Source organism: Tsukamurella sp. 8F (assembly GCF_029167375.1).
Taxonomy (GTDB): Bacteria; Actinomycetota; Actinomycetes; order Mycobacteriales; family Mycobacteriaceae; genus Tsukamurella.
The window spans coordinates 163,821-175,914 of the sequence record NZ_JARFTP010000002.1 but is presented as its reverse complement, the minus strand read 5'-3'; the positions used below and the strand labels follow the sequence as shown (position 1 = coordinate 175,914).

Sequence of the window (12,094 nt, the reverse complement as noted above, 5' to 3'; positions counted from 1 at the left end):
AGGCATATGGGGGTGGCGTCGTCCTGAGTCGCCGGGAGTCCAGCGTTGCCGGGTCAATCTGCAGCGACTATGGCGTCTTTGTGGTCGGCCCCGCGCGGGGTGCGGGTAGTCATGACGGTCATGAGTAGGCCGCATATGGTCAGACCCGCTGCTGCCAGGTAGATGGGTCTAGGGCCGGCACTGGAGTCGGCGATGAGGCCACCGAACAAGCCGGCGCAGGCCGCTGCGACCTGGTAGCCAGAGGCGTTGACGGCCATAGCCAATGTCGGGGCGTCGCCCGCGGTCATCATCACGCGAGCCTGCATGCCGGGAATGATTGCGAAGCCGAACAGACCGATGGCGACAACGGCCACTCCGGTGAGGGCTGTTGAGGTCGCGACGAACCAGGTGCCGACAAGGGTTGCGGCAAGCAGGCCGAGGAGGGCGGGTTGGAACAGGCGCGGGTTGCGATCGTAGAGCGCGCCGCCGACGAGGTTGCCGATCGTCGCGCCGATGCCATAGGCGAGCAGGAGAAGCGGCAGTTGGGTCGTGGCGTGACCACCCAGATCCGTGAGCAGGGGCCCGAGGTAGCTGAACACCATGAGCACACCGACGTTGCCGACGGCGGTGACGGCCAGCGCCAGCAGCACTGGCGCTCGTCGCAGCACTCGCAGCTCCGAGGCCGCGGAGGCTCTGCGCTCCGTACGGGGCCGGGTGAGCTGCCAGAACACCAGAACCAGCCCGATCAGGCACGCAACCGCGATCGTCGCGAACGTCGCCCGCCAACCCCACTGAGCGCCGATCTTGGTGCCGATAGGTGCGCCGAGGATCATGGCGAGGTTCATCCCGAACGCCAGCCGGGCGACCATGGTTCCGGCTCGCTCGGGCGTTGCGGACTGCACAGCGATCACGATGGCCTGGGCGAAGAAGGTCGAGGTCACCAGCGCGGTGACCATACGGGCCGCCAACAGCAAGGGGAACTCCGGAGCCAGAGCGGAGATTGCATTCCCGACGACCGCGACAGCCAGCAATCCCAGCATCAGGGGTTTCCGGTTGATGCCTGCTGTCACCGCTGTCAGCACCGGGCCGCCGATGATCATGCCGACGGCGTACGCCGTGACCAGCAACCCCGCGGTGCCGACGGCGACCCCGAGGTCGGTAGCGACCTCGGGCAGGATTCCGGCGACCACGAACTCGCCGGTGGTGATGCTGAAGACGCAAAACATGAGGATGGCAAGTCGAAGCATGACCGTCACGCTAAACTCTCACATCAACGTGAGGGTCAAGTCTTGAATCGCGAACGGAGCGTCAGGTGAAGATCGGTGAGCTGTCGGATCGGACCGGAGCCAGCGTGCGAGCGTTGCGTTACTACGAGGAGAAGGGCGTCCTGACTCCCGGCCGGACTCCCAGCGGATACCGAATCTTCGCCGACTCCGACATCCGCAAGGTGGCACACATCCAGACTCTGCTGACGGCAGGTCTCGGCATGGACCTTATCGGCGAGATCCTGGCATGCCTGTCCGGCGAATCCTTGCTGCTGGACAACTGCCGGGACCGCCTCGAAGCAGAACGTCGCCGGATGACCGACGACATCGACCGCCTCACCCACACTCGATCGCTGCTCGACGAACTACTTGCCACCTCTCGCAGACGCCGCCCGACCACTCCAGCCATCTGAACTTAAGCCTCATACCGTGACCAACCTCCTGAACCGCAACAACTAGTCACGTCACGCCGACCTTCGCCCCGATCACGGGCAGCGCGACGGTGAGTGCCTTGGTCGCAGACTGCCACGTGTGCCCGTCGCCCACGGAGTCGATGCTGCAGTCGATATCGACGCCCTTCATCGCAGTGCACAGCTTCTGCGAGCTGCCCTTGGCACCCGGATCGGCGAAGTCGTCGCCGCCGTTGCCGCCGAACCCGGCGGGCGCCTGGTTCTGAGGTTGTGGGCGATGGAAGCCGCCCTTCGGGAACTTCCACTTGTGGCCCCTACCCCCTTGCCTCCGGCCGTCGGCATCGACGAACAACCCCGAGACTCCGGCGTACTTACCGTGCTCGGCCATCACCGTCATAGGGTCGTAGGCGTTCCACTGCGCGGCGTTCCCGCCGAACAGCCGGGAGATCGTCTGCGCCTTGGTTCCCGAGCTGGGCCCGAGATCGCCACCGATGTCGACGAAGGACGAGAACAAGTCGGGATGTGTCACCGTCAGGTCCATGGCGCACGTGCCGCCCATCGACCAGCCGATGATGCCCCAGGACGCCGCGTCGGATCTGGCCCCGAAATTGTTCACCACGTACGGCCGCACGTCCTTGGTCAGGTGAGAGGCGGAGTTGCCGCGCGGACCGTCGACGCACTCTGTGTCGTTGTTGAAGCTGCCGCCGGAGTCTACGAACACCTCGATGGGTGCGACCCCGTCGTGCGCCTGCGCGTACTTGTCGGCTGCCGACGTCGCATTGCCGAGCCGGATCCAGTCGGCCGGAGTGTTGAACTCGCCGCCGATCATCTCCAGCGCCGGCAGCGCCGGCGGGTTCTTACCCGCGAACCAGGCGGGCGGAAGGTAGACGTACTCGGTGCGGTGCTTGAATCCGCTGGCTTCATCCGGGATGTCGACGGGGACGACGCGCCCCGCCGTCTGCTTGGTGTCGCGCAACGAGGAGAGCTGATCCGGATCGGTCTGCCCGGGCAGCGGGCCCGCGGACAGCGACGCCCAGGCGACCTGCACCGTGCGGTAGTAGCCGACCCACTGGTTGACGACGAGGACCGCCGCGACGAGAGCGCTTACGACTCCGAGGAGAGGTACCGTCCGACCCACCCAGCCGCCACGCCGTAACCGCAGGATCCAGGCGGCGAGAGCGGCTCCCGCGGCACCGATCCAGAGCCACAACCAGAACGGCGCAGGGTCACCCGCGAGCCCCTCGGAGTCCATATAGGTGCGGGCGGCCAGCGCGCAGACCACGCCGACGACGGCGCAGATCGGTAGCGCGATGAGGTACCAGCGCGCCCTGCGACGGAACAGCGCGGCGATCACCAGGAGCGCCGCGATGATGAACACGGTGGTCGGGAGCCAACCGGTGAGCAGCGAGACACCGCCGCGATATCCATCCACGGTGCCCACGGTCCGGTGCGCCGCTGAGAGGTCCCTGAACCCACGCTGCGAGTCGCACTGAATCGGGCTGGATCAGTCGCGACTGCGCGTGGAATCGATCACATGGCGGGCGGGGTCACACAGCGCGCATCGGGCGCGGCGGGATCGGGTGACCGCCCGGGAAGAAGCCCGCGCGAGGGATGTGCCGGTAGGCCTGCGACTCGGCGGCGGCCTTCTCGTTCTGGCGGTCGATGACCTTCTTCACGGCTTGCGGGGACGTCCCGGTGTAGCGCGCGATGTGCACGATCGGGATCCGTGCCGCGTAGGCGGCGAGGATGGTCTTGCGGTACTGGTCCTCGGCGTTCGCCTTGAGGTGCGCCCAGTGAGAGATGGGGCTGAGGTAGTCGCGGACCTCCTGCGGAGTGGGCTCGGGGACCTTAGGCATAGCTTTTCTCCGTCTTCTCCGCCGCCGGCGAGTGTTCGTCGACGCCGATCGTTGGCTGTCCGGCAGTCCCTTGCGGGACCGACCGACGTACTCGGGTCACAGGAGGTATCGGCGGTCCATACGCCTTTGTTACACCGCGGTTGGATTAATTTCTCGGCGGTGGTAGAACGGCGCTGATGAACGCTCACCTCGCCTCCGCCTCCCCATCTGTCCTGGGCACCTGGGTGGCGACACCGGTGGTCTGGGCGGTGATGGTCCTCGGGACCGTCGCCTACCTCGCCGGAACGGTTCGGGCACGACCGAGCGGCTGGCCGCTCCTGCGTGTGGTCTGGTGGGCCGTGGCGATGGTGCTGCTGGTCTTCGCCCTCAACTCGTCGATGACGGTGTTCGCCGAGCACTTGTTCTGGGCCCACATGGTGGTGCACCTGACGCTCATCACCGTGGTACCGCTGTTCCTGGTGCTCGCACAGCCGGTCCGGCTGCTGGCGGCTGCGACCGGCGAGCGTGGCTCGGCACGTATGCACCGGGTACTCGAGAACCCCGTGATGGCGGTCGCAACGAGTCCGATCGTGGGGCTGCCGTTCTACGCCGCGGTGCTGATCGGAACACACCTCACCGGATTCCAGGACTTCGCGCTCACCCACTCATGGGCGCAGCATCTCGAGTACCTGCTCTACCTGGTGTCGGGCTGGCTGTTCATGATGCCGCTGATCGGCGACGAGCTGTGCGGCCGACGACTGAGCCCACCCCTGCGGTTCGCCTCGTTCCTCTTGGCCATGGGCCCGGACACCCTCGTGGGCGTCGTGCTGATGATGACGTCGTACGAGCTCGCGCCCGGCTACTCCGCGTCTCGCGCCGGCTGGGGTCCGACGGGGCTGTCCGACCAGTCCGCCGCCGGAGCCATCATGTGGTTCGGCGGCGACGGGCTCATGATGCTGTTACTCCTCGTGGTCGCGTTCCAGTGGATCCGCGCGGAAGGCGTCGGCTCCAACCGTGAGCACGGTGCGTCGATGGGCACGTGGCTCGATTCGGCGCGCCGGGGCACGCTGATCGGCGACAGCGACCCCGATACCGACATCGACGACGACGAGGCCGCCCTCGCCGCCTACAACGCACGCCTCGCGGAGCTCAATCGCAGGGAACGCTGAGATCCGACAGGCGCCCCCGACCCGGCGGGGCTCAGCCGACCGGCACCGTCGTCAGGATCCTGGTCACGCCGGACAACTCCTCGAAGCGGACCCCGATCAGAGCGCACACCACGAACGCGACGGCCGCGGCGCCCACCCAGCCGATCGCCGAGGCCTTCATGCGGGTGCGTGAAGCGCTCGGCAGCAATTGCGGCCCGTACAGCATCACCGCCGCGAGGACGAGCCCCACGACCAGCCCGCCGAGATGTCCGAACAGGGAGATGCCGGACACCGTGAACGACAGCACGAGGTTCGCACCTATCACCACCAGCAGCCCGGTCGGGTTCAGCCGCAGCTTCAGGAGCAGTATCAGCTCGGCGCCCATCACCCCGAAGATCGCGCCCGATGCGCCCGCGGTGAAATGCCCGGGGCCGAGGTCGAACCACAGCACGGATGCGCTGCCGCCGAGTAGAGACAGCGCGTACACCATGGCGTACTGCGCACGGCCCATACCCGCCTCGACCGTGCGGCCCAGCACCCACAGCGAGTACATGTTGATCAGCAAGTGGACCGGCCGAAGTGCAGGAAGCCGGACGTCACGGCGGTCCACCACCAGCCCTCGGAGGTGGCCGGCAGGGACAGGCAGAGCTTCGCGAACGCCTCGCTCGCCTGGTTGTCCACAATGCTCCCCGACTTCGAGGCACTCCACAGGTACGCGATCACGTTCGCGGCGATCAGGGCGTAGGTCAGCACGGGACGCCAGGTACGGGTGGTCCGAGGCGTGTCGATCATGCGACTAGTCCACCATGCCCGGCAGAAACAGCCCGGCGACCACCCCGGCCGCCAGGACGAGCACGGCGCCGAGCGCGGCGGCGAGGTCGAGGCGCGTCGGTCCTCGAGCGGGCTGTGCGACCGCACCGAGACCGCCGCGGGAGGCGATGGCGTCGGCCATCTCGCCCGCGCGGCGGCACGCCTGCACGGTCGTCAGCGTGAGCATCTCGAAGAGGTCCTCGAGCCCGATCATCTTGCGCCGCCCCGACCGCGTGACGGGGCGCCGCTGCACCGCGAGCCGCCACATCGTCTGAACCTCGCTCAGCACCAGCGGGCCGAGCCGCACGGCGAGGGCCACCGACGTCGCCGCCGCGAGTCCTCTGCGGCCGAGCCGTCCGAAGCGGTCGAGGCACTCCTGCAGAAAAGCCGGCAACCGGCCGAGCGGCGTCGTCCAGCAGAACAACAGAGCCGCGGCGAGAGACAACAGCGTCGCCACCAGACCGCGGGCGAACGCGTCCACGCCGGACACGCTGATGGTCGTGCCGAGCACCGTCGCCGACGTCTTGCCCGAGCCGATGCCTGTGATCACGAGGCTGACGACCGCGAACACCCAGAACAACCGTGGCATCTTGGGGACCGCACGCCACGGGGATCCGGCGAGAACGAACCAGCCGGCCAGCAGCATGGCGGAGGCGCCGAGGACCCACCAGTTGGTCCACACGCCGACTACGACACCCATCGCCGTGAGCGCGCCGAGCTTGGTGCCGACCCACAGGCGGTGCGCGGGCGTCGGCCCGGGTAGTGGGCGTCCGAGCACCGTCGACAGATCGGGGCGTCGGCGCCGCGGTCGGTGCGGCTCCGGCACGGCATCAGTCGGGTGTACCTCCACGGACCCGTCGACGAGTCCGCCCAGCGCGGGCAGGTCATGCGTGACGACGATCAGCGTCGTTCCGCGCGCCTTGACCGCGGCGAGGGCGTCCCGCATCGCTGCGGTCGCCGCCTCGTCCAACCCGGCGAGGGGCTCGTCGAGGATCAGCACGCGGGGGCGTGCGGCGAGCAGCCCGGCGAGCACGACGCGCCGCTGCTCCCCGCCCGACAGCTCGTCGGCACGGCGGCCCGAATAGACATCGGGGTCCAGGCCGACCGTCGCGAGCGCGCGCCGCACCTCGTGCTCGAGCGCGCCGGACGCATCCGCGACATCACGCCCGACGGTCGCACGCAGCACCTGCAGCCGCGCGTGCTGCACGCCGATCAGCACGTGGCCGCGGCCACCGATCACGGGCTCACCGTCGACGGTGACCGTGCCCGCGTCGGGCGTCAGCAGCCCGGCGAGGAGCCACGCCAGGGTCGACTTCCCCGCGCCGTTGGCGCCCGTCACGGCCATCGCGGTGCCCCCCGGGACCAGCAGGTTCACGCCGTCCAGGACGGGATGGTCCCAGGGGGTACCTGCGTCTCGCACGTAACGCAGGCCAACGGCGGCGACGGTGCCCGGCCGGTCGCGCGGGCGCCCGGGGACGGAACCCGACGGCGTGTGCGGCGCGGGATGCAGGGGGCCGGAGCGGCGGGGTGGCACCGTCTCCAAGGCACGGGCGGTACCCGGCCGCTCGACGGTGACCGTGCGGTCGGACAGGCGGGCCTCGGCCTCGTGGTGCGTGACATGGAGGACCGAGGTTCCGCCCTGGGCGACGCGGCGGTACAGGTCGATGACGTCGGCCCGCCCGCGCGTGTCGAGCATGGCCGTGGACTCGTCGCTGATCAGGAGCGCCGGCTCGCGCGCGAGCGCCGACGCGATGGCAAGGCGCTGCAGTTGCCCGCCCGACAGCGTCGACGTCTCCCGGTCCCCCATACCCGCGAGGCCGACACGGGCGAGAACACCGTCGACGTCGAGGTCCTCGCGCAACTCGCGGCCGAAGCGGACGTCGTCGGCGACCCGGACGCCCAACACCTGTGACTCGGGACGCTGGAACACGATCGCCGTACCGCCCTCGTGCCCCAGGCCCGCGGCGCCCGGACGGACCACCGTGCCGTCGGTAGGCGGGACCCCGGCGACGACGCGCGCCAACGTCGACTTGCCGGCGCCGTTCGCGCCCACGACGGACACCAGCTCGCCGGGCGCGAGCGCGAACCGCTCTACCGCGAGGGCCGTGTGCTTGCCGAACCGCACCCGCACGTCCCGCAGCGAGACCGGCACCGGCCCGGGCGTCGCGCCGTCGAGCTCAGCGGTGGGTACCGTCGCCGAATCCCGCGGCAGAATCTGGAGCGCCTGGACCAGAGGAGGGCCCATCGACGCTCGGACCAGCCAGACGCCGACGAGCACGCCGACCAGGATGAGGCCGGGAACCGCGACCACCCAGTGCGAGATCGACCAGTCGAGCATGCGCGTCGCGGCGTCCGCCGGACGCCCGAGCCCCGCAGCCGACAACAGCCGCGCCACGCCCGTCCAGGTGGCGCGTGTCATCTTGAACGCCAGATCCCGGAGACCCGGCAGCACGGTCATGAAGGCCAGTGCGACGACCGCCACGGGAAGAGCCAGTAGCGGTATCGCCGCCGCGAGCGTCCCGAGTACCGACCAGCGACGTCGCACGGAGACCCCGACCAGGGTGCCGACGAGCGCCGCCGCCACGGTCATGGTCACCGTCGCCGTCCCGCCGAGGACGAACGCCATGACCGCACCAGCGAATATCGCCACGACAACCGTGCGCGCCGTGTGCCGCAGGCCCACGACCGCGAACGGCAGGCAAGCCGCGAATGCCGCGCCGCCCGCGATCGGGAAGATCTGCGCGACCAGGCACAGCACGGCACCGACGTCCGCCAGCGCGGCGGCCTCGGCGATCTGCCGCGGGGTCAGTCGAGTGTTCTGCACCCGACCAGTGTGCCGAAGAGATACGACGAACTCCTCGAGCCGCAGGTGTTCGGGCCTATCGGGTGACGACGACGGTGCCGTTGTGCGACCTGGCGCTCTCCCGGTCGGCGACCTTGACGGCCCCGATCACCAGCGCCGTCAGCGTCACGACGACGAGCAGTACACACGCGACGGCGGTGACGACCGCGACCCATGCGCGGGTACCGGGGCCGTGCCGGCGCCACGGCTGCTGTGGGCCCGGCATGCCGACAGGCGGCAGCCCGGCGCGCGGATCCCGGCCCGGAGTGCCGACGGGGACCGGCAGAACGGGCTGAGTACCGGGGCGCGCGTGCGGCGCGCTCACGACTCGGCCTTTGCGGGGAAGTACTTCAAGACGCCCTCCTGCGTGACGGAAGCTGTGAGCAGACCGGACCGATCGAAGATCTGTCCGTGCGCGGTCCCGCGGCCACCGGCCGCGACCGGCGAATGGGTCGCGTACAGATGGAACTCGTCGAACCGCACTCTCCGGTGATACCAGATGGACTGGTTCAGCGTCGCCGCCATGATGCGGTCGAAGCCCCAGGAGAGGCCGTGACGGGTGATGATCGAATCGAGGATCGTTGTGTCGGAGGCGTACGCCAGCGACGCGTCGTGTAGCACCTGATCGTCGGGCAGTTCGCGTGCGGTGCGGATCCAGACACGGTTGTAGTCGAGTGAGTCCCCCGCCTTCTTCATGATCCACGCCGGGTCGTTGGTGTATCGCATGTCCATGGGATGCGGCGCCTCGACGAACTGTGAGATGACCTCCTCGTACCCGGCGAACGAGTCATACACGGGAGGCAGTCCCTCGGGACCGGGCACGTCGGGGGCGGGATCTGCATGCTCCAGCGGGTTACGGGCGTCGGTCTGGTATCCGAGCAGCACGAGGGCGAGGACCTCGCCGTTCTGCTCGACGGAGACCTGGCGGTTGGCGGTATTGCGTGTGTCACGCAGGCGGGTGACTCGGAACTCGAGGTCCTTATCGGTCTCGCCGCCGCGGATGAAGTGAGTGTGCGCGACGTGCAGAGGCACGTCGGTGGTACGGCCGCCGGCGACGATCGCCTGCGACATGATCTGGCCGCCGAACGTGCGCGCCGCGACCTTGCTCGGGTGCCTCCCGATGAATGCGTCCTCCGTCGGGTTCGCCAGATCGAGGACGTCGAGGAACTCGGAGAAGTCGTCACCCGTCGCGGTCGGCGCGTCGGCGGCGCCGGCCGCAACGGGTGATTCGGGCTCGTGAACCGTCATGCGGCTCACCCTACTAGTGGCGGACTAGTGGTCTTCCTCGCCGATCCGGTGCACATGGATCAGGTTCGTGGAGCCCACGGTCCCGGGAGGCGCACCGGCCACGATGACCACCTGATCGCCGGGCTGGTACCCGTCGAGGCCGGTCAGCGCCAGGTCTACCTGCCGGATCATGGCGTCCGTGGTCTCGGCGCGCGGGACGAGGAACGTCTCGGTGCCCCACGACAGAGCAAGCTGGCTCCGCACCTCCGGCAGCGGTGTGAACGCCAGCAGCGGAAGCGACGTATGCAGACGCGCGAGGCGCCGCATCGTGTCCCCCGACTGCGTGAATGCGACCAGGGCGCGCGCGTCCAGCCGCTCCCCCACGTCGCGCGCGGCGTAGGAGATGATCCCCCGCTTGGTGCGCGGGACGTGGTTGAGGCCGGGCACCTTGATGGGGCCGCGCTCGATCGTCGACACGATCCGCCCCATGGTCTTCACGGTCTCTATCGGGAACTTGCCGACCGACGTCTCGCCGGAGAGCATCACGGCGTCCGCGCCGTCCAGCACCGCGTTGGCCACATCGGAGGCCTCAGCGCGCGTGGGACGCGAGTTCTCGATCATCGATTCCAGCATCTGCGTCGCAACGATCACGGGCTTGGCGTTCTCGCGCGCGATCTGGATGGCGCGCTTCTGCACGAGCGGCACCTCGTCGAGCGGTAGTTCGACACCCAGGTCACCACGCGCGACCATCACCGCGTCGAACGCGAGGATGACGGCCTCGAGGTTCTCGATCGCCTCCGGCTTCTCCAGCTTCGCGATCACAGGCACGAATCGGCCCACGCGGTCCATCACGGCGTGCACGCGCTCGATGTCCGAAGGCGAACGCACGAACGAGAGCGCGATGAAGTCGACCCCCAACCTCAGCGCGAACTCGAGATCCTCGACGTCCTTCTCGCTCAGTGCGGGCACCGACACGTTCATGCCGGGCAGCGATACACCCTTGTTGTTCGAGACCGGGCCGCCCTCGGTGACCGTGCAGACCACGTCGTCGCCCTCGACCGCGTTCACCACGAGGCCGACCTTGCCGTCGTCGACGAGCAGCCGGTCGCCGGGCTTGGCGTCCTTCGCGAGCTCGGAGTAGGTGGTCGACACCCGGTCGTGAGTGCCTTCGACGTCGGCGACCGTGATCCGCACGGTCTCGCCGTTCTCCCAGACGGTCCTGCCCTCGGTGAAGCGGCCGAGACGGATCTTCGGGCCCTGCAGATCGGCGAGGATCCCGACTGCGCGGCCGGTGGTGTCCGACGCGCGACGGACGCGGTTGTAGTTGGCTTCATGGTCGGCATGCTCGCCGTGGCTGAAGTTGAGCCGGGCGACGTCCATGCCGTTCTCGACGAGGGCCAGAACGCCCTCGTCGGTTCCGACGGCGGGGCCCAGAGTGCACACGATCTTGGTTCGACGGGTCACGCCGGAAAGCTTAGTGGCAGCGGGCGCCCGCCACACGGGCATGGCGTCGAAGCCTTGGGACGGGCTCCGTCAGCGTCCGCCGTCGGTCTCCGTGTCCGTGGAGGTCGCCTCTGGGACGGCGGCCGAATCCGCCTCGGGCGACACCGAATCGGCGGCTGAGTCCACTTCTGTGGGATCGGCGGCGTGCGCAGTCGAGACGTCGGCTGCCGGGACCTCAGCAACCGGGCTGTCGTCCGCCGGGGCCCCGGCGTCGGCCGCGTCCGCGTCGGGGGACACCTCCCGTCGCGGGTTCTTCCGGATCACGAAGTAGGCCACGGCGCAGGCGAACACGATCGCCGCGGTGAACACGTTGACCCGGATCCCGAGGATGTGCGTGGCGTGGTCGTCACGCATCAGCTCGATGAAGAACCGGCCGAGGCAGTAGCCCGCGACGTAGAGCGCGAAGAGGCGGCCGCCGCGGATGTCGAAACGCCGGTCGAGCAGCACCAGGGCGACCACGACGAGCAGGTTCCAGACCATCTCGTAGAGGAACGTCGGTTGGACGACGGCGAGCACCACACCATCACTCCTTCCGTCGAGCACGTTGGCTCCGCGCTCCCCGAACCTGTTGGCGCGTTCGAAGATCTCGAGCCCCCAGGGCAGCTGGGTGACGGCCCCGTACAGCTCCTGGTTGAAGTAGTTGCCGAGCCGTCCGATCGCTTGCGCGAGCAGGATGCACGGCGCGATCGCGTCACCGAAGTGCGCCAGCGAGATCCCCTTCCGGCGGCAGCCGATCCACGCGCCGACGGCGCCGAGGGCGACGGCTCCCCAGATGCCGAGTCCCCCGTCCCAGATCTTGAACGCAGCAGCGAGACCGCGCCCGTGCGCACCGAAGTACGTGGAGAAGTCCGTGATCAGGTGGTACAGGCGACCGCCGATCAGACCGAAGGGCACGGCCCATACGGCTACGTCGACGATCTCTCCCGGCTTGCCGCCACGCGCGATCCACCTCTTGTCGCCCCACCAGCAGGCGACCAGGATGCCGACGATGATGCACAGCGCGTAGGCGCGGATCGGGACCGGTCCGAGGTGCCAGACGCCCTGCGGTGGGCTGGGGAAGCTCGCGATCATCACG

The 12,094-nt window shown here is 69.0% G+C and carries 12 protein-coding genes; 2 read left to right on the top strand and 10 right to left on the bottom strand.

Annotated features, from left to right (window positions below; genetic code table 11):
• Positions 1-53: 53 nt before the first annotated feature.
• Positions 54-1,226 carry an MFS transporter gene (locus P0W64_RS02295; protein WP_275478430.1) on the bottom strand — a complete coding sequence of 391 codons (1,173 nt, stop codon included), beginning with the start codon at positions 1,224-1,226 and terminating at the stop codon, positions 54-56.
• A 65-nt stretch (positions 1,227-1,291) separates the two neighbouring features.
• On the opposite strand from P0W64_RS02295, the gene P0W64_RS02290 reads away from it, so the two are divergent.
• Complete coding sequence (locus P0W64_RS02290) at positions 1,292-1,657, top strand: MerR family transcriptional regulator (RefSeq protein ID WP_275478429.1); 366 nt, start codon at positions 1,292-1,294, stop codon at positions 1,655-1,657.
• Between the two features lie 46 nt (positions 1,658-1,703).
• Here the strand turns inward: P0W64_RS02290 and P0W64_RS02285 are convergent, their stop codons facing one another.
• Together P0W64_RS02285 and P0W64_RS02280 are read right to left on the bottom strand one after the other, a co-directional pair.
• On the bottom strand, positions 1,704-3,086 hold the full coding sequence (locus tag P0W64_RS02285) for an alpha/beta hydrolase-fold protein (protein WP_275478428.1): 1,383 nt from the start codon (positions 3,084-3,086) through the stop codon (positions 1,704-1,706).
• A gap of 115 nt (positions 3,087-3,201) precedes the next feature.
• Positions 3,202-3,510, bottom strand: a complete 309-nt coding sequence (locus tag P0W64_RS02280; RefSeq protein WP_275478427.1) for a hypothetical protein — start codon at positions 3,508-3,510, stop codon at positions 3,202-3,204.
• A gap of 176 nt (positions 3,511-3,686) precedes the next feature.
• Here P0W64_RS02280 and P0W64_RS02275 point away from each other — a divergent pair, with 176 nt between their 5' ends.
• On the top strand, positions 3,687-4,658 hold the full coding sequence (locus P0W64_RS02275; RefSeq protein WP_275478426.1) for a cytochrome c oxidase assembly protein: 972 nt from the start codon (positions 3,687-3,689) through the stop codon (positions 4,656-4,658).
• A 31-nt stretch (positions 4,659-4,689) separates the two neighbouring features.
• Here the strand turns inward: P0W64_RS02275 and P0W64_RS02270 are convergent, their stop codons facing one another.
• The 7 genes from P0W64_RS02270 to lgt all read right to left on the bottom strand — a co-directional run bounded on the left by P0W64_RS02270 (position 4,690) and on the right by lgt (position 12,090).
• Positions 4,690-5,202: a rhomboid family intramembrane serine protease gene (locus P0W64_RS02270; RefSeq protein ID WP_275478425.1), complete on the bottom strand. Its 513-nt coding sequence runs from the start codon at positions 5,200-5,202 to the stop codon at positions 4,690-4,692.
• Entirely contained in the window at positions 5,196-5,429 is a 234-nt protein-coding gene (locus P0W64_RS02265) for a rhomboid family intramembrane serine protease (RefSeq protein ID WP_275478424.1), read from the bottom strand. Before P0W64_RS02265 ends, P0W64_RS02270 begins: the two co-directional genes overlap by 7 nt.
• A 4-nt stretch (positions 5,430-5,433) precedes the next feature.
• Complete coding sequence (locus P0W64_RS02260; RefSeq protein WP_275478423.1) at positions 5,434-8,271, bottom strand: DUF2232 domain-containing protein; 2,838 nt, start codon at positions 8,269-8,271, stop codon at positions 5,434-5,436.
• A 55-nt stretch (positions 8,272-8,326) separates the two neighbouring features.
• Positions 8,327-8,614, bottom strand: coding sequence for a hypothetical protein (locus P0W64_RS02255; protein WP_275478422.1), 288 nt, complete (start codon positions 8,612-8,614; stop codon positions 8,327-8,329).
• Positions 8,611-9,537, bottom strand: a complete 927-nt coding sequence (locus P0W64_RS02250; protein ID WP_275478421.1) for an acyl-CoA thioesterase II — start codon at positions 9,535-9,537, stop codon at positions 8,611-8,613. The genes P0W64_RS02255 and P0W64_RS02250 overlap by 4 nt, the downstream gene beginning before the upstream one ends.
• Positions 9,538-9,561: 24 nt before the next feature.
• Complete coding sequence (gene pyk, locus P0W64_RS02245; RefSeq protein ID WP_275478420.1) at positions 9,562-10,980, bottom strand: pyruvate kinase; 1,419 nt, start codon at positions 10,978-10,980, stop codon at positions 9,562-9,564.
• Between the two features lie 69 nt (positions 10,981-11,049).
• On the bottom strand, positions 11,050-12,090 hold the full coding sequence (gene lgt, locus P0W64_RS02240) for a prolipoprotein diacylglyceryl transferase (protein ID WP_275478534.1): 1,041 nt from the start codon (positions 12,088-12,090) through the stop codon (positions 11,050-11,052).
• Positions 12,091-12,094: the final 4 nt, after the last annotated feature.